Source organism: Nodosilinea sp. AN01ver1 (assembly GCF_050565655.1).
GTDB lineage: Bacteria > Cyanobacteriota > Cyanobacteriia > Phormidesmidales > Phormidesmidaceae > Nodosilinea.
Genome location: NZ_JBNXVS010000010.1, coordinates 94,349 through 112,028 on the forward strand (window position 1 = coordinate 94,349; position 17,680 = coordinate 112,028).

Consider the following 17,680-nt stretch of genomic DNA (forward strand, 5'->3'; position numbering starts at 1 on the left):
CTCTCGCCTGGCCCCCATTTTGTGATAAAAACAATGGGCACGTTTTGCTGAGCGAGGTGACCCTATGAGCGCATCATCCCCATCTTTAGAGGGCCAGGTTGCTGTCGTTACGGGGGCGTCACGCGGCATCGGTCGAGCGGTGGCAATAGCGCTTGCTGCTGCTGGTGCTCAAGTCGTTGTCAATTATGCCCGCTCTAGCGCTGCTGCCGATGAGGTGGTGGCCGAAATAGCGAAGGGTGGTGGCAGTGCTGTAGCGATTCAAGCCGATGTCTCCAAGGCAGATCAGGTGGATGCGCTGATCGCTGGTACCCTGGAGAAATTCGGCCGGGTCGATATTTTAGTCAACAATGCCGGCATTACCCGCGATACGTTGCTGCTGCGCATGAAGCCCGAAGACTGGCAGGCCGTGATTGACCTCAACCTGACTGGTGTGTTTTTGTGTACCCGCGCTGTAGCCAAAATTATGCTGAAGCAGCGATCGGGCCGCATTATTAATATCGCATCGGTAGCCGGGCAGATGGGTAACCCTGGGCAGGCTAACTACAGCGCCGCTAAGGCTGGAGTGATCGGCTTTACTAAAACTGTGGCTAAAGAACTGGCCAGTCGGGGGGTAACGGCCAATGCGGTTGCTCCCGGTTTCATTGAAACCGATATGACCGGCGAGCTCAACAACACCGAAGACATTCTCAAGTTCATTCCCCTAGGGCGGTTTGGCCAGCCTGAAGATATTGCCGGTATGGTGCGATTTCTGGCGGCAGATCCGGCGGCGGCCTACATCACTGGGCAGGTCTTTAACGTCGATGGCGGCATGGTGATGGCTTAGCGATGCTTTAAGAAACTGGGTTTCTGGGTCAGCGGCGCTATTGGCCGGTAACAGCAAGAGTAGAAATCCGGTTTTTCCTACGCGCGGTTGACGGTGCGCAGCAGCCAGAGCGTGGCAGCCAGCGACACAAAGTGGGCCAGCAGCGTGTTGGTGTTGGCCTGCACGACAAAAATATCGAACGCTTCGACGTACTGCCCTACGTTGCCGGGCACAAACACTGTACCCCCTTGAGGCTGAGCCAGAGCCTTGCCCAACAGTGACCCAATCAGCGCCTGGCTACCAAACAGGGTTACCAACATGCCTGCCATGCTGATGACGGTGCCTAGCCGTAGGGTCTGGAGGGCATCTTTGGGGCTGGGGCGCTTGGCGGTGTCACGGCTGCGCAGCCGCCGCCCTAAGCGAGTGTAGCGAAAGGCCCAAAAGGCGCTGAGATAAACCGCTACCAGGCCGAGGGCCGCTAACAGTAGCCCGACGCCAGTGCCAGGGTTACTGTTTTGGCCCGATCGCGCCCCCAAATTTACCAGGGCAAACATCAACACCAGGCTAGAGATGGCGGCCAGCACCACTTGCGTCCAAAAGCTGATCCAGCCTACCAGGCGAAAGGAGCCTGAGATGCGCCGCACGGCGGGAGGTAGGGTGTAGTCGAAGTCTGTAGTCATACCTGTGATCTTAGCCTGGGCAGGGGCTTCTGAATGATACATTTGGGTAAAGCGTCGGGGGTTTTAGGGCATGACAGAGGCGATTGATCAGGCTAAGACCCGAATGCAGGAACTGTGCGATCGCTGGGGCGGGCAGGTAGACTACCTGGCGATTCGCCTGGAGCAGTCAGAGGGCACCGATATTTTTTTGCGGGGCGGGCAGGCCGAGACCCTCAGCGAGGCGATCGCGATCGGTGGTCATGTGCGAGCCTGCTATAGAGGCGGCTGGGGCTTTGCCAGCTTTAACGACCTAGAGAGTTTGGCTCCCTGCGTGGAGGCGGCTGTAGCAGCCGCTCGTCTGGTCGGCCATGATGAAACCCTGCTGGCTCCCATTGACCCCGTGCAAGTTGCCCGTCGCCTACCCCTGACGGGTAGTGACCCACGCTTTATTCCGTTAGCCCGCAAAAAAGCACTGTGTAGCCACTACGCTGACCTACTCCAGAGCGTAGATAATCGCATTGCTACCACCTCCGTACGCTACACCGATGTCGCACAACGGGTGCTGCTAGCCACCTCCGAAGGTACGTTGATCGATCAGGCCTGGTCAGATATGGAAATGCGGTTTGCCGCTACCGCCCGCGATGGCGATACCGTACAAACCGGGCGCGAAACGACTGGCTCACGCAAAGCCTACGAGGACCTGGAGAATTTGGATACCCAGGTAATGGGAGCGGCTCAGCGGGCTGTGGCGGCGCTGGAGCTGCCCCCGGTGCGGGGAGCGGCCTATGACGTGGTGATTGACCCCATTTTGTCTGGGCTGTTTGTGCACGAGGCCTTTGGTCACCTTTCGGAGGCCGATATGGCCTACGAGAACCCCGACCTACTGGAATCGATGAGTATGGGACGCCGATTTGGCCCCAGCGGTCTGCAAATTTTCGACGGGGCAGCCCCAGAGGGCCATCGCGGCAGCTATTTTTACGACGACGAAGGCACCCCTGCTACCACCACCCAGCTGATTCAGGATGGGGTGCTGGTGGGTCGGCTGCACTCTCGCGAGACGGCAGGTAAGCTGGGCGAGCAGCCCACCGGCAACGCCCGCTGCCTCAACTATCACTACTCGCCCCTGGTGCGCATGACCAACACCTGGATTGAGCGCGGCACCACTCCGGTTAATGATCTATTGGCTGATATCAAAGAAGGGGTTTATGCCCGCAACTGGCTAGAGGGCATGACCAACGGCGAAATGTTTACCTTTACGGCTGGGGAAGCCTGGATGATTCGCAATGGGCAGCTTGCCGAGCCCGTGCGCGATGTCACTCTGTCGGGCAACGTGTTTCGCACTCTGGCCGATATCGAGGCGATCGGTGACGACTTTTACTGGGATGAATCGGGCGGCTGCGGCAAGGGTGGGCAAAATGGGCTGCCGGTAGGCTGTGGCGGCCCCAGCCTGCGGATTCGCAACGTGGTTGTAGGGGGCGAAGCCGAAGACTGGTATGAGTAACGGCTCGGTTAACCAGGGCCGCATTTTGCGCAACCTGATGCGCCTGATGGATGTCACCTGCGGCCACAGTCTTTACGAGGTGCTGCCTCGAGGGGTGCAGGTGTGGCTGCCAGAGCGGAGTAAAGGCATCTACCCTGATTTGATAGTAGTGGCGGGAGAGCCGCTGCTGCACAACGGCCAGGACGATCGCGTGCTCAACCCCTGCGTCATGTTTGAGATTCTGGCCAATCCTACCCCTGGCTACGGTCCAGAGGCGACTACGCTGCCCGAGCGGGAAAGTATTTTTCGCTACTGCCGAGCTATTCCCTACCTACAGGCCTATGTATTCGTGCACCAGACTGAGCCGCGGGTTGAGCAATTTTATCGAGCCGAGGAACACCTGTGGGGCATGACGGCGCAGACTGGTCTTGACTCGGTGGTGGAGTTGGCGATTACCGATGCTCGCCTGCCGATGATGGATATCTACGAGCGGGTAGACTTTAGCCTGCTGGCTTAGGGAGTGACGAGAAAATTCCCACTCTTTCGCATCTAGATTGCATAGAAAGCGATTCTAAGGACGCTTGGGTTGTCCCTGCTAGGGCTCAAAGCTGGTGGGTTTGACCTGGTGGTCAATTTAAACTGGCCTACATTGTAGCGATGACGATTATTTCTGTAAATCGCGAAAACCTGTAGGAAGGCATTTTGCCTACACCGATCAGATGCCCGTCCTACCTGTATAAATCAATCCTGATTGCTACATTTTGGCTTTATTTTTCTAATCGGTAGATACATGTAACTGCGATCATGGCAAGAAAAACACAGCCAAACATGGCACTAACAATATTAGAGGCAACTGCTGGAAAAGCGAAAGCTAAAACAGTAAATACAAAACAGGCTATTCTATCTCCCTGAGATATATCGCTTTTCTTTTTTATTCTGGGCAGTCGAAAAGCGACCTGAACCACTTCTGTGTTCTGATTTCTTTCAGTCTTTTGAGAGTTTCCGACGGCAAGATTTCGCTTAGAAAAATGATCCTTAATGCTTTCAACTAAATAGTCTATATCATTGCGAAAATCTCGATCCTCACGAATCCAAACACTGTTTAAGTACGTGATATCTTTTAAGCTCTTAGGCAACTCATGAGCTTTAGGTAGACTTGCTCCGCCCACAAGAACGGGAATAATAACTATTTTGCGCTTTAGAGCTGTTTCTATTTCAAGTCTAACCCAGTCTTCCGGATTATCTAATCGTCGCGTTTGCTCATCCGCCTCCATTACGGTTAGCCAGCTTTTACCTATGATAACTATCAAAATATCACATTTCTTAAGGGCATCTTTTATGTGTTTTCTGTAATCTGACCCGGCTGAAATAGAATGAACATCTTTGTATACATAATTCTCGCCAAACTCTGAGGACAAGCAATCGTAAATTCGTCCACTCTCGGAGAGGCTATCAGCTCGTCTATACGAAATAAAAATCCTTCCGCGTTTGCTCATCCTCTTATTGATATAGAATTGATCAGTAAAACAGGCAAGGCTTTTGCTTAAAGCAGAAAGCTGAATCTAGAGATCGACAGCTGAACCGTCTTAGTTAATTCTCTCCTCTTGAGTTGCTAAGATAAGTTATATATCTGACAATTTGCTAAACATTTTATGGCAGTGGCTTTTACTGGTACGGCAAATGAACTCAGAGGCAAAAAATAACAGATTTTCGGCTTCGTATCCTCTCTTTAGAGAAGAGTCTGCTGAGTTTTTTGTATAGGGTTAGTTCCAACATTCAAGGCGATAGCCGGGAAATTTTCCATTCCCCCTGGTCAAAGCTGTATAAAAAGCGATCGTGCAAGCGGCTGGGTCGCCCCTGCCAAAACTCAAAGCTGGTGGGCTTGACTCGGTAGCCGCCCCAAAAGTCGGGCAGGGGCACCTCCTGATTGAGAAACTTCTCCTTCATTTTCTCGAACTGCATCTCTAGCAGCTGCCGCGAGGAAATAATGCTGCTCTGCTGCGACACCCAGGCCCCAATCTGGCTGCCGCGAGGGCGCGACGAAAAGTACCGGAGCGACTCTGCTGCCGAAATTTTGCTGGCGGTACCCGCGATCGCCAGCTGTCGCTCTAATGGGTACCACGGAAACAGCATCGAAACCTGGGCATTGGCCGCCATGTGCTGGGCCTTGCGGCTGCCGTAGTTGGTGAAAAAAACAAAGCCATCGCGATCGAAATACTTGAGCAGCACCGTGCGCTGGTAGGGTGCCCCCTCCGCCGATACTGTCGATAGCACCAGGGCATTGGGCTCTAGCAGCTCAGCGTCACGGGCCTGCTGAAACCACAGCTCAAACTGGGCATAGGGGTCGGGGTCAAGGTCGCTGGCATCCAGCCCTCGCTGGGTATAGTCGCGACGCAGTTCACCAATATCCATGGCGTGCTTTAGTTCATTTCAAGGAGTAACACTTAAGCTCAAACGATATCTTCGAGGGCGGCTTTCACCTGGTTGTAGTGGTAGGTGAACCCGCTGGCCTCAGTGCGCTTGGGCAGCACCTGCTGTCCCTCCAGAACGACCTGGGCCCCATCGCCCAAAATCGCCTCCAGCACAAAGTCGGGCACCGGCAACCAGGAGGGACGATTGAGCACTTTGCCGAGGGTTTTGCAGAACTCACCCATGCGCACAGGGTTCGGCGCGGTGGCGTTGTAAACCCCCTCCATTTGCGGATCTTGCAGGGCTTTCAGAATCAAGTTGACAACATCGTCGCGGTGAATCCAGGAAAACCACTGTTGACCGCTGCCGATGGGGCCGCCCGCAAACATGCGAAAGGGGGTCAGCATTTTGGCCACCGCTCCGCCCATGCCCAGCACAATGCCAAAGCGCAAAATCACCAGGCGAGTGCCGTAGTCTTTAACCGACTGAGCCGCCCCTTCCCAGGCCTGGCACACCTGAGAGAGAAAGTCGTTTTCGATCGGGGTGCTGGTTTCGTCAAAGGTGGCGGTTTCGCTGGTGCCGTAGTAGCCGATAGCCGAGGCGTTGACCCATACTGTCGGCTTTGGGTCGGCCTGGGCCAGGGCTTCAACCAGCTTTTGGGTGCCGATCTGGCGGCTGTCGAGAATGGCCTGCTTGTGTTCGTCGCTCCAGCGCTCTGAAATTGGTGCTCCGGCCAGGTTTACCACGCCATCGCAGCCTGAGAACAGGCCCGTTTGCCACTCGCCCGACTCGAGCGGGCTGTAGCCCACGACCTCAACGTTGGGGAAATTGGCGGCGGGAAAGACGTGACGACCATGCTCAACGCTGCGGGTGAGCACCACCACGCTATGGCCGTCGGCCTGGAGCCGTTCTACCAGGCGACTGCCGACGAAACCTGTGGCTCCAGTAATTGCAATTTTCATGGGCACCTGATTCTGGGTAAACAAAACCCTGCCATAGCGGTGGGCTTGGTCTAGGATAAACCATCTGCCTGGGGCGATTCACCATAGGCCATGCCGTTTGCCTGGGCATAGCGCTGCATAAAGCGCATCAGGCGATCCCAGTGATCGTCGCGATCGATGACTAGCTTGCACTCTACCCGCTGCAGGTCGTCGCCCTCGGGGCCACCAAAAATAAACTTAATGCCCTCGGGCTCAATGGCGATCGCGCCTTCCTCATCCACCAGCTTGAGGGCCTTGGCAAACCGACTGCGAAAACTCTGAAACTGCTCGATCGCCCGCAGCTGATTGAAGGTCAGCAGCACAATGCGATCGCCCGTCGCCTGATCGCGCCTGAGGCTAATATTGTCGATGGTTTCGGCAATCCCTTCGTAAAACTCAACGGTTGGCGAGGGAGCGGGTGACGGCGCAGTCATGGCAGCACGGAGCCAGGGCGTGTCATCAATTCTGGCTATAGTCCTGATCCTATCAGGATTGCCCCGCCCGACCTTAAAAACAGGTTGGGTCTGTAACCGTTGTTTTCTGAACCTTCGGAGGCCAGTTGATGACGGCCCCTAGCGACGCCGGTTGATTAACATGATGTAGTACAGCAGGTTGAGAAATGCCGTAAAAGCGGTCGCTACGTAGGTTAGAGCCGCCGCGCTCAGCACGGCCCGCGCTCCCTTATTCTCTTCGCCCTGCAAAATGCCCAGTTCGTCGACCAGCCGCAGGGCGCGGCGTGAGGCATCGAACTCGACCGGCAGGGTTACCACGTGAAACAGCAGCACGGCGGCAAAGAAAATTACCCCCAGCCAGGCCAGGTTCAAAACGTTGAGAATTAGCCCGGCCATAATCAGGATGGGGCCAAGCCGAGAGCCCAAATTCACCGCTGGCACCAGCGCCGCCCGCAGGTTCATAAACTTGTAGCCTTCTACATCTTGCAGCACGTGGCCGCACTCGTGGGCCGCCACCGCCGCCGCCGCCAGCGACCCGGAGCCGTAGATGCCCTGGGAGAGTCGTACCGCTTTGGCGCTGGGATCGTAGTGGTCGGTCAGTTCACCCGCTACAGGCTCGACTTTGATACCGCGCACGCCCTTTTTGGCCAGAATAGTTTGAGCCACCTGGGCTCCCGTCATGCCCATGTTGGACTGAACTTGTGAGTATTTGCGGTAGGTGCCTTTGACCTTACTCTGCGCCCAAAAGGTTAGAACCGCTGTGGGAATAGCAACCAGCAGGATGTAAATAGGGTCGAAGAACATGACCTGAAACAGAATGAAGGGTTAACTAGCGAAACCATGCTGCGAATGATAACAGGCCGACTATAAGAATTCTCTAAGCTTTAAGGTGCTCCTCATAATTTAAATTATGTACTTTGAACCCTCACCCACCTGATCGGTCTTTACCCCCTCATCGACTTTGCTGATAGGCGGAGTAAAGAGCTTCTAAGAAGGTATCGGTGGTCATTTCGGTGGGCAAAGTTTCCAGCGTTAGCTGGTCTTTGAACCGGCGGGCGAGCTGGTCGCTGACCAGGGTTTTGGCTTTGGGGCTCATGGCCTGCCGCCGCTGCAAAAACTCGCGTACCGTAGCCAAGTCGTCGGGGGAGAGGCGGGTGATATCGACCAGCCCCAGCAGGTCTTTGCCGATCGCCTGCGATCGCTCCGGCACCTGAATTTCGCCAGCGGTAACCGGGTCGGTCTGCACCACCAGAGTGCCCGCCAGCCAGTCGCCCACCCGTTTCTCGGTCTTGCTGAGCAAAATGCAGAAAAAGCCGATGAACAAAATGTCGTCGATGGGTCGCAGCAGCGATCGCAGCGTGGCCTGGGGCAGCCGCTCGGGCTGGCCGTCGTCGCGAATGACGCGAATTTTGGCGTAGCGCTTGCCGGGGGTTTGACCATACCACCAGGTTTCAAACAGCGCGAAGTAGCCAATGTAGAGAAAGAACGCCAGAACGGCTGCGATCGCTGTTACCCACAGCTGCACCGTCTCACTCGGAATCGACAGCACCGTATCCATCGCCAGCAGCCGCACCAGCAAAAAACTGTAGACCAGAGCCAGCCCCGTGAGCCCTGCGCCCAAACACAGGTAATCGAGGGTCAGCGCCACCGCTCGGCTGCCCACCCCAGCTAATACAAACTCTAGCTCAACGCTCTCGGGGGTGCGGATGGTGACGGTGTTGAAGAGGGGCATTGGGAGAAGGGGAAGGTGAGGAGGGTGGGGAAGGTGAGGAGGGTGAGGGCAGGGGAGTGCAAAATGCAAAGTGCAAAATTTTGAATTCTTAATTTTGAATTTTGCATTCATCTACTCCCTAGCACCATCCTGCGGCAAGCTACTGTGCGTCTACATTTTGAATTTTCAATTTTGCATTTTGCATTCCTCTCCCCATCCCCTCATCCCCCTTATCTACACCTCAGGCTCCCCCTCATGGCGCAGAGCCAAATCCAGGCCCTCGCGGCGGCTGCGCAGGTCGTAGTAGAGCACGCCTTTGACGGCCTGCCACAGGGGTAGCACTACCATGCTGCCCAGCAGGCTGAGCACCAGGCTGAGGGCGAAGGTAATGCCGTAGACAACGCCGTCGGCGGGCAGTAGCTCTAGCAAAATGCTGGGGATGTAGTTGGTAACTGAGAGCAGGGGCAGCTGAATTAGAAACGTGGCTAGAAATACCACCTGAATGCGCATAATTGCCGTTTGGGTAAGCTCCCAGCTGCGGGTCATGCTACCGCCCGCGTCTTGCTGGGGCTCGATGGCGAGCACTACCTCAGCAATAAACAGGCGCGAGGCCACCCAAATCAGCGCGATTAGCAAAATTCCGAGGCCCAGCACCAGGCCCAAAAAGACGCCTACTACACCGCCCACGGTTTGATTAATCAGGGCGGTTAAAATGCCTGCCGTTAAAAACCCGACGCTGCCGCCAGCGATCGCTGCGGCGATGGTCCCCACCAGGTACGAGGCCATATAGGCCAGCAGCAGCAAAAAGCCCAGCAGCAAAAACTGCCCCAGGCGGGGGGCCACCTGACGCCGGGCATCGAGGGAAGTCTCGGGCTGATTGATGAGATCGTGAAACGACAGGCGGCCAATGACGCTAGCGAGGGCGTAGTACTTGGCTGAGCCGTAGAGCAGGGGCGCAAACCCGACCAGCAACCCCACCAGGCCACCGATCACGGCTCCAACATCGCCGCCGACCCCAGCGCCAATGCCCGCCAGAATGGCGATCGCCAGCACCAGACCCACTAGCCCCGCTACTATCCACAGCGTTGCCAACAGTGCCAGCTGAAAGAAGGTTTTGAAGCGATCTTTATAGAGCCGCAGGGCGGCGCTCACGACGTCGCCGGGGTTGAGGGGGCCGAGCTGGCTACCCTGCTGTGTGGATGGGTTCATCGGTGCCGCCTTCTAAGTTGGTTAAAACAGGCTGGTGTGTGCTGGAATGCGGGCTGATGTTCGTTCATTTTGAGGTTAGCCTACACTGCTCTGTAGAATGCCCGTTTTTTCTCCTTTGCTTCATGAATGTTCAGCGTTGGATGGCACGACGAGAAGCGAGCTGGCGGCAGCTTGAGGCTTTGCTGACCCAGGCCGAAAAGAACGGGCTCAGGTCGCTCTCGGGGGGGCAGGTGCGGCAGATGGCCAGCCTCTATCGGTCGGTGTCTGCCGATCTGGCCCGAGCCAAGGGCAACGGCGTGGGGCAGGCGGTAATCAAAGACCTGCAGCGGCTCACCAGCCGCAGCTACAGCCAGATCTACCAGGGCTCACGGCGGCAGGAGTGGCAGGCGCTGCTGGAGTTTTGCCGCTATGGCTTTCCGGCGGTGGTGCAGCAGAGCTGGGGCTATATTGCGATCGCAACGGCTCTGTTTGTGATTGGTGGGCTGCTGGGCTGGTGGCTGGCCTGGCAAGACCCAGCCTTTCTCACCCTGGTGCTGGGCCAGGAGTTTGTCGAGGAAGTGAAAAATAGCCAGGAACTCTGGACGGTTTCGATCATGGGGGTGGAACCCGTCGCCTCTAGCGGCATCATGATCAACAACATTGGGGTTTCGCTGAGGGCGCTTTTGGGCGGCGTCACCATGGTTGTGCCCTCGGTGCCGATGCTTACCCCTCCGGGGGCCTTCACCGTTTTTCTGCTGGTGGTCAACGGTGTGATGATTGGCTGCGTGGGGGTGCTGGTGGCCCAGGCTAACCTGGCCTACGACCTTTGGGCCTTTGTCTTTCCCCACGGGGCGCTGGAGCTACCGGCTATTTTTATGGCTGGCGGCGCGGGGCTGCTGCTGGCCCGAGGTATTTTGCTGCCCGGCCCCTACCGCCGCATCGATGCCCTCAAGCTCTACGGGCTGCAGGCGGCCCAGCTGCTCTACGGCGTTATTGTTCTGCTGGTGATTGCTGGGCTGATTGAAGGATTTTTCTCGCCCCAAACCTGGATTCCAAACGCGTTGAAGTATGCGGTGGGAACGGCGATCTTCGTCGCTCTAGTGCAGTACTGCCGCACGCAACGACCAAGGGCAAAATAAACCTTTTGGGATTGCCAAACAGTACTCCGCGTTGGATGGTGAGCAGAGGCTGCTCGCGCGATCGCAGCGTCAGCGCTTTGAATCAATAGGCGATCGCAATTGTTCGTCGGGTAATTCATCGCCCAGTGTGACGCACCGAGCCTAGACTCTGCGGTGCGTTGAGCTATCGCCACAGCACACCCTACAGCGTCGTTTGATGAGGGATATCGGCATTAACCATCTCTGAAAGTGGCCTACTTGCCAGAGCGATCGCGGAGCTTATGACTACAATAAGGCAGTATTTCGGTTGGGCTTATTGCCACTCGCCATGTCGCCCTCACCTCCATCCCCGCCCCGCACCCTGCTCAAAACCGTTACCCAGGCGTTTCAGGCCGTGCAAGCCAAGGTCGACTTTGGCAAGCTAGCGGTCAAGCCCGGTGCTCGCGCTGCCGAGCTAGAAGTCACGGTGAACGGCAAGCCCACCAGCTATCCTCTGCTGGGTGAGCACTACATCATGGGGCGCAGCAGCTCCCAGTGCGACATTGTGGCCCCCAGCCCCATCGTCAGCCAGGTGCACGCCACCCTCACTCGCGACACCAATCGCCCCAGCCAGCCCTTCGTAATGAAGGATCGCAACTCAACCAACGGCATTTACCGGGGCAAAAAGCGGCTGACCCAGGCGGTGATGAACCACGGCGATGTCTACACCCTTGGCCCGCCAGAACTCGAAGACGCCGTTACGCTACGCTTCAGCGAACCGCCCCCCTGGTATGTCAAAACGGCCCGCTACACCCTCTACGGGTTCACAGGGCTATCGCTGGCGGTAGGAGCCTGGATTGTCGGCGTCGAGTGGCCCAAAATTCCGATGCGGCCTCTGCCCGACTCGGTACAAGGCCCTGTGGTGGTACTGGGTGAAGACGATGGCGCGACCGTGCCCCTGCGGGAGCAGCTGACCCAGTCTCACCAAGAACTGCGTCGCATGGGCGACTTTTCGCCTTACTTGCCCCAGGCTCTGCTCGCCTCTGAAGATAGTCGCTACTACTGGCACCTGGGGGTAGACCCCCTCGGCATTTTGCGGGCGGTGGTGGTGAATCTGCGCGGCGGCGGCGTGCTCCAGGGGGGCAGCACGATTACTCAGCAGCTGGCCCGCAGCGTTTACCGTGAGTATGTGGGCACCGACGATTCGGCGGGGCGCAAGCTGCGCGAGGCGGTGACAGCCCTCAAGCTAGAGACCTTCTACAGCAAAAACTACCTGCTGCTCACCTACCTGAACCGGGTTTACCTGGGCGACAACCTCTACGGCTTTGAGGATGCCTCTCAGTTTTATTTCGATAAGCCCGCCCGCGACCTGACCTTGTCGGAGGCGGCGACTCTGGTGGGCATTTTGCCTGGCCCCAACGCCTTTAACCCCGTGCAGAACTACGATGCTGCGGTGTATTACCGCGATCGCGTGCTCGATCGCATGGTGAACCTGGGCATGGTCAGCCAGGAGGAGGCGCGGCGGGCGCGGCGATCGCGCATTGAAATCAGCCCCGATGCCACCCGCCAATTGCAAAACACTCGGGCTCCCTACTTCTACAGCTACGTCTTCGAAGAACTCGATGCCGTGCTGGGCACATCTCTGGCTCGCGAGGGCAACTTTTACGTGCAAACCAGCGTTGATCTCGACCTGCAAGCCGCCGCCGAAAGTGCCCTCAGCCAGGATGTCGCGACCCAGGGCGCGGCTCTCGCCTATTCTCAGGGGGCGGTCGTCACCCTTGAGAGCAGCAGTGGGGCCATTCGCGCCCTGGTCGGCGGCGTTGACTTTGGCGAAAGCCAGTTCAACCGCGCCTCCCAGGCCCTGCGCCAGCCGGGCTCTACCTTTAAGCTGTTCGCCTATGGTGCGGCTCTGGAGCAGGGCATTTCGCCTGGTCAGTCGTTCTCCTGCGCACCGATGAACTGGAGCGGGCAGCGGTTTGCGGGCTGCCGCTCAGGGTCGGGGGCGCTCGATATGTACGCCGGTATGGCCCGCTCTGAGAACGTGGTAGCCCTGCGAATTGCCCAAGAGGCGGGCCTGCGCAACGTGATAGATCTGGCTCAGCGGCTGGGCATTGAGTCTAAGCTGGTGGCCTCCCCTGGTTTAACCCTGGGCGAAAGCGAAGTCACCCCGCTCGAAATTACCGGAGCCTTTGCGGCAGTGGCCAATGAGGGCGTGTGGAACCGCCCCCACGGCATTGAGCGGGTGCTCGACAGCAGCGACTGCACCGACCCCAACGACATCAGCACCTGCCGGGTAATCTATGAGTTTGGTCAGGCGGGCGACTCTAACCGGCAGGCGATCGACCCTGGTATTGCCAGCACGCTGACGGGGCTGTTGCAGGGGGTAGTGCAGGGCGGCACCGGGCGCAGCGCCTTTTTGGGCCTGGGCGAGGCGGGCAAAACCGGCACCACCGACGATAACCGCGACCTGTGGTTTGTAGGCTTTGTGCCGGGGCGCGACCTGACGACGGGCGTGTGGCTGGGCAACGACGACAACACCCCGACGCGGGGCAGCAGCGGCCAGGCGGCGGCAGTGTGGGGCAACTACATGCGCCAGGTGGTGCAGTAGGCTACTTCGCCTCCATCCAGTTGGGGCCAGCGTGGGCCTCGACTTTGAGGGGCACCTTCAGCTCTACCGCCGACTCCATCGTGGCGATAATTTTGGGCTGTAGCTCCTCCCACTCGGCAGGGGGCACCTCAAACACCAGTTCGTCGTGCACCTGCAAGAGCAAATTGGCCTGGTAATCTTTCAGCAACTCGTGCAGGCGAATCATGGCGATTTTGATGATGTCGGCGCTGCTGCCCTGGATGGGGGCATTGGCGGCGGCCCGCAGCGATCCGGCATCGTAGCCGCCGGGGCGAATGGTGTCTAAATCTATAGAAGCGGGGTCGCTGCCGCGCAGCGATCGCAGCTTGCCATCGGTAAAGTTAAAGTACCGTCGTCGGCCAAGAATGGTCTGCACGTAGCCCTGGGCGATCGCCTCGCGCTGCATCTGCTGCAGGTACTCAAACACTTTGGGGTAGCGATCGTAGTAGCGATCGATAAAGGTTTTGGCATCGGCGCGGTTGACTCCGGCCTCGCGGGCAAAGCGCGATGCCCCCATGCCGTAGATAATGCCAAAGTTGATCACCTTGCCCGCCCGCCGCTCTTCTGAGGTGATCTCGTCTTTCTCAAACAGCAGCTTAGCCGTCAGGGCGTGAACGTCGTCGCCCGTGCTGTAGGCTTCCACCAGCACCGACTCGCCGCTGAGGTGGGCGAGAATGCGCAGCTCGATCTGCGAGTAGTCGGCGGCCACTAGCTGCCAGCCCGGCTCTGGAATAAAGGCCGCTCGAATCTGGCGGCTAAAGGCGGTGCGAATCGGAATATTTTGCAGGTTCGGGTTCGACGACGACAGCCGACCCGTAGCCGTCACCGCCTGGTTAAAGTCGGTGTGTACCCGGTGGGTTTCGGGGCGAATCAGCGTCGGCAGGGCGTCTACGTAGGTCGATTTGAGCTTTGAGAGGGTGCGGTGCTCGACCACCAAGTCCACTACGGCATGGTCGCCCTGGAGCTTTTCGAGGGTGGCGGCATCGGTAGAGTAGCCGCCCGACTTGTTTTTGCGCGACTTGCGCTTGTCGAGGCCCAGCTTTTCAAACAAGAGTTCGCTGAGCTGCTTGGGCGAACCCAGGTTAAAAGTTTCTCCCGCGTGCTCATAGGCCTCCTGCTCAATGCGAGCCAGGTCGGTTTCCAGCTGTTTGGAGAAGGTGGCCAGGTAGTCGGGGTCCACGCGAATGCCGGTGCACTCCATCTCGGCCAGCACCGGCTCCAGGGGAATTTCGATGTCGGTAAACAGGGTTTTGAGATCGGGTACCTGGTCTAGCTCAGCCTGCAGCTTGGGCACCAGCAGATAGGTGGTGTGTACGTCGGCCCCGCAGTAGTTGGCCACAGCGGCGATCGCCATATCGGCAATGGTTTTGCCCTTGGGCACCAGGTCTTCGTAGCTCTGGGCCACCAGATTGAGGTAGCGCAGGCTGAGGTCGCTCAGGTTGTGGCTGGCTTCGGGGTTCAGCACGTAGCTGGCCAGCATGGTGTCAAAGACCACCCCCGCCAGCGCAATGCCCTGGTGGCGCAGCACCAGGCGATCGTACTTGGCATTTTGCAGCGCTTTGGGAAACTCGTCGCTCTCCAGGATCGGGCGCAGGTTGTCGAGCACCATGTCTAGAGGAAGGTTTTGGCCTTCGGCATGACCGACCGGAATATAGGCTATCTGATCTCGCCCGGTGCCCCAGCAACAGCCGATGCCCACCAGAGCGGCGTCTCGCGGTTCCAGCGACGTAGTCTCGGTGTCCCAGGCGACAGGAGTTTCAGGATTCTTTTGCTCAGAAAGAATGTCGAGCAGTTCGTAGAGCTGGGCTTCGGTAGCGATAATTTGGGGCTGAATGGCCACCTCATCGACCCCCTGGGCGTTGTCGGTTTCCTCCGCCGTAAAGAAGGCCACATCGGCACCGCCGGTATCGTGAAAGCGGGGCTTAGTGGACGGCTGATCACTGCCAGTATTGCTAGCGTTCAGGGCCTGAGCGGCCTTGGCGGCGGTCTCCTCTGCTGCCGCCCCGCCAAAGGCTACCTGTAGCTTGCCCAAGCGGTTGACAAAGTTTTGAAACTCCAGCTTCTTGAGCGCCGGTATCACCACATCGGGGTCAAACCCATCCAGTTTGCAGGTGGCCAGGTCGATGGCCAACTCCCCATCGGGAATATCGGTAATAATTTTGGCCATGTAGCGCGAGTGGTAGGCCGACTCTTTGCCCTCGATCAGCTTTTTTTGAGTCGCGCCTTTGATGTTGTCGATGTCGGCGTAGATAGCGTCTAGGTCGCCGTATTCTGCCAGCAGCTTGGCGGCGGTTTTGGCTCCAATGCCCTTTACACCGGGGATATTGTCAGACGAGTCGCCGCACAGGGCTTTGTAGTCCACCACCTGGTGGGGAAAAATATCGAGCTTGGCCTTGACCTCCTCAATCTTGAACTCCTGGGCCAGGCTATTCTTCGGCCCCTTGGCAAAGGCGCTGCCCAGGTGCAGCACGGTAATGCACTCATCGGGGTCGATCAGCTGAAACAGATCCTGATCGCCGCTGAGAATTTTGACGCAGAAGCCTTCCGCCAGTGCTTTGGTGGCCAGCGTGCCGATCACGTCATCGGCCTCAAAGCCAGGGGCGACGTAGATATTGAGGCCGAAGTCGTTCAGCAGTTCCTTCAGATTCCGCACGTCTTCGCTAAAGCCCTCGGGAGCCTCAGGGCGACCATCTTTATAGGTGCTGTCTGCGGTGTGGCGAAAGGTGGGCTGGTCGAGGTCAAAGGCGACGGCGGCATACTGGGGCTTTTCGACCTCCATCATGTCGAGCAGCGACTTGAGAAAGCCGTAGCACACGCTGGTGGGAATGCCGGTGGAGGTGCGCAGGCCGCCGTCGGCATTTTTGGCAAAGGCAAAGTACGAGCGAAAGGCCAAAGAATGGCCATCGACCAGCATGAGGGTGGGCCTGTCGGCCTGGGAGGGGTTGGCTGCCACAGCGGTTTCCAGTCGTCGGGGGATGAGTACCTATTGTAAGGGGAGGGGTTGGTGTCTGCTGAGCACAGGGCGCGATCGCATGGCCGATCAACCCGACGTTGACGGCTAAGGTATTCTCTGGAAAAAATATCCGATATCAACCAGCTGCGCCGCTGGATTCCCGCCTCTGCGGGAATGACGGGGCCAGTACTTTCTGCAAATCTCCTAAAATATTGGCTGGGCTCCTCTAAAATTCTTTACCCATGACTTATCTTGACGCTACCGCTGAGTTCTACGCCGAAGTCGCCACCACGCCCGAGGTAGGCCTGTGCTGTGTGCAGAGCAGCCCGCTGACCATGCCAGGGCTAGTAATTCCAAAGCGGATGCAGGCGATGAACTACGGCTGCGGCACCACCGTGCACCCGGCAGAGCTATCGGGGCAGCCCACGATCGCCTACGTGGGCGTGGGCGGTGGTCTAGAGGCGTTGCAGTTTAGCTACTTTTCGCGCCGCCCTGGGGCGGTAGTTGCGATCGACCCGGTGGATGAGATGCGTCAGGCCGCCGCCGCCAACCTGGCCGAGGCCGCCCAGCTCAACGACTGGTTTGAGACCGATTTTGTCACCCTGCGGTTGGGCGATGCCTTTGCTCTGCCTCTGGCCGACGAGTCGGTGGATGTGGTGGCTCAAAACTGCCTGTTTAACATCTTTGAACCCGCCGATCTGATGCGGGCGCTGGGCGAAGCCTACCGGGTGCTAAAGCCCGGCGGCAGGCTGATCATGAGCGACCCGATCGCGACCCGCCCCATCCCAGTCCACCTACAGCAAGACGATCGCCTGCGCGCCCTCTGTCTGTCGGGGGCGCTCACCTACGACGAGTATACGCAGCACCTGATTAGCACCGGCTTTGGCCAGATCGAAGTGCGGGCCCGCCGTCCCTACCGGGCGCTCGACTCGGTGCAGTACACCCTCGATCAGCCCCTGCTGCTAGAAAGCCTGGACACGGTGTCGTTTAAGGTGCCGATCGCCCCCGATGGGGCCTGCATTTTTACCGGCAAAACCGCCGTTTATGTCGGCCCAGACTCAGCCTTTGACGACGGAGCAGGCCACTACCTGAGCAAGGGGGTGCCCGCCGCTGTCTGCGACAAAACCGCCACAAATCTGAGCGGGCATGCTGACGTGCTGATTACGCCATCGACCTGGCACTACTCCGGCGGTGGCTGCTGCTAGGCCGAGTTGAAGCCCCCTTGCTACCGCAGGCGGCGATCGCCCCGGCGGGCCAGTCGTTGCCTATGGCACACGCAATACCACAACGGGCAACCCATGGGGTAGTCTAAGAAAACAAATG

The 17,680-nt window shown here is 58.1% G+C and carries 15 protein-coding genes; 6 read left to right on the forward strand and 9 right to left on the reverse strand.

Annotated features, from left to right (window positions below; all coding sequences use genetic code 11):
* The first annotated feature begins 64 nt into the window (after positions 1-64).
* The gene (gene fabG / locus ACQ4N7_RS10745; RefSeq protein WP_430711597.1) at positions 65-823 is read left to right on the forward strand and encodes a 3-oxoacyl-[acyl-carrier-protein] reductase; all 759 of its coding nucleotides are present in this window, start codon (positions 65-67) and stop codon (positions 821-823) included.
* A gap of 77 nt (positions 824-900) precedes the next feature.
* On the opposite strand, the gene ACQ4N7_RS10750 is transcribed toward fabG, so the two are convergent.
* Complete coding sequence (locus ACQ4N7_RS10750) at positions 901-1,482, reverse strand: DUF3611 family protein (protein ID WP_430711598.1); 582 nt, start codon at positions 1,480-1,482, stop codon at positions 901-903.
* A 70-nt stretch (positions 1,483-1,552) separates the two neighbouring features.
* Here ACQ4N7_RS10750 and ACQ4N7_RS10755 point away from each other — a divergent pair, with 70 nt between their 5' ends.
* Positions 1,553-2,962 (forward strand): TldD/PmbA family protein, encoded by a 1,410-nt coding sequence (locus ACQ4N7_RS10755; RefSeq protein WP_430711599.1) that lies wholly within the window; start codon positions 1,553-1,555, stop codon positions 2,960-2,962.
* On the forward strand, positions 2,955-3,458 hold the full coding sequence (locus tag ACQ4N7_RS10760; protein ID WP_430711600.1) for a hypothetical protein: 504 nt from the start codon (positions 2,955-2,957) through the stop codon (positions 3,456-3,458). Before ACQ4N7_RS10755 ends, ACQ4N7_RS10760 begins: the two co-directional genes overlap by 8 nt.
* A gap of 250 nt (positions 3,459-3,708) precedes the next feature.
* Here ACQ4N7_RS10760 and ACQ4N7_RS10765 read toward each other — a convergent pair whose 3' ends face one another.
* The 7 genes from ACQ4N7_RS10765 to ACQ4N7_RS10795 all read right to left on the reverse strand — a co-directional run bounded on the left by ACQ4N7_RS10765 (position 3,709) and on the right by ACQ4N7_RS10795 (position 9,702).
* The gene (locus ACQ4N7_RS10765; protein WP_430711601.1) at positions 3,709-4,437 is read right to left on the reverse strand and encodes a toll/interleukin-1 receptor domain-containing protein; all 729 of its coding nucleotides are present in this window, start codon (positions 4,435-4,437) and stop codon (positions 3,709-3,711) included.
* Positions 4,438-4,717: 280 nt separating this feature from the next.
* A complete protein-coding gene (pdxH, locus tag ACQ4N7_RS10770) occupies positions 4,718-5,353 on the reverse strand; it encodes a pyridoxamine 5'-phosphate oxidase (protein ID WP_430711602.1) in 636 nt (211 codons plus the stop codon).
* 38 nt (positions 5,354-5,391) lie between these two features.
* A complete protein-coding gene (gene thyD / locus ACQ4N7_RS10775) occupies positions 5,392-6,312 on the reverse strand; it encodes a thylakoid membrane protein ThyD (protein WP_430711603.1) in 921 nt (306 codons plus the stop codon).
* A gap of 50 nt (positions 6,313-6,362) precedes the next feature.
* The gene (gene psb28, locus ACQ4N7_RS10780) at positions 6,363-6,764 is read right to left on the reverse strand and encodes a photosystem II reaction center protein Psb28 (RefSeq protein WP_430711604.1); all 402 of its coding nucleotides are present in this window, start codon (positions 6,762-6,764) and stop codon (positions 6,363-6,365) included.
* Positions 6,765-6,902: 138 nt separating this feature from the next.
* Positions 6,903-7,586 (reverse strand): zinc metallopeptidase, encoded by a 684-nt coding sequence (locus tag ACQ4N7_RS10785; RefSeq protein ID WP_430711605.1) that lies wholly within the window; start codon positions 7,584-7,586, stop codon positions 6,903-6,905.
* 148 nt (positions 7,587-7,734) lie between these two features.
* Complete coding sequence (locus ACQ4N7_RS10790; RefSeq protein ID WP_430711606.1) at positions 7,735-8,514, reverse strand: RDD family protein; 780 nt, start codon at positions 8,512-8,514, stop codon at positions 7,735-7,737.
* A gap of 213 nt (positions 8,515-8,727) precedes the next feature.
* Positions 8,728-9,702, reverse strand: coding sequence for a hypothetical protein (locus tag ACQ4N7_RS10795; protein WP_430711607.1), 975 nt, complete (start codon positions 9,700-9,702; stop codon positions 8,728-8,730).
* 122 nt (positions 9,703-9,824) lie between these two features.
* Here ACQ4N7_RS10795 and ACQ4N7_RS10800 point away from each other — a divergent pair, with 122 nt between their 5' ends.
* Together ACQ4N7_RS10800 and ACQ4N7_RS10805 are read left to right on the forward strand one after the other, a co-directional pair.
* Entirely contained in the window at positions 9,825-10,820 is a 996-nt protein-coding gene (locus ACQ4N7_RS10800; RefSeq protein ID WP_430711608.1) for a stage II sporulation protein M, read from the forward strand.
* 307 nt (positions 10,821-11,127) lie between these two features.
* Entirely contained in the window at positions 11,128-13,386 is a 2,259-nt protein-coding gene (locus ACQ4N7_RS10805; protein WP_430711609.1) for a transglycosylase domain-containing protein, read from the forward strand.
* A gap of 1 nt (position 13,387) precedes the next feature.
* Here the strand turns inward: ACQ4N7_RS10805 and polA are convergent, their stop codons facing one another.
* Positions 13,388-16,318: a DNA polymerase I gene (gene polA, locus ACQ4N7_RS10810; protein WP_430711662.1), complete on the reverse strand. Its 2,931-nt coding sequence runs from the start codon at positions 16,316-16,318 to the stop codon at positions 13,388-13,390.
* Between the two features lie 281 nt (positions 16,319-16,599).
* Here polA and arsM point away from each other — a divergent pair, with 281 nt between their 5' ends.
* Positions 16,600-17,562: an arsenosugar biosynthesis arsenite methyltransferase ArsM gene (gene arsM, locus ACQ4N7_RS10815; protein ID WP_430711610.1), complete on the forward strand. Its 963-nt coding sequence runs from the start codon at positions 16,600-16,602 to the stop codon at positions 17,560-17,562.
* Positions 17,563-17,680 lie beyond the last annotated feature (118 nt).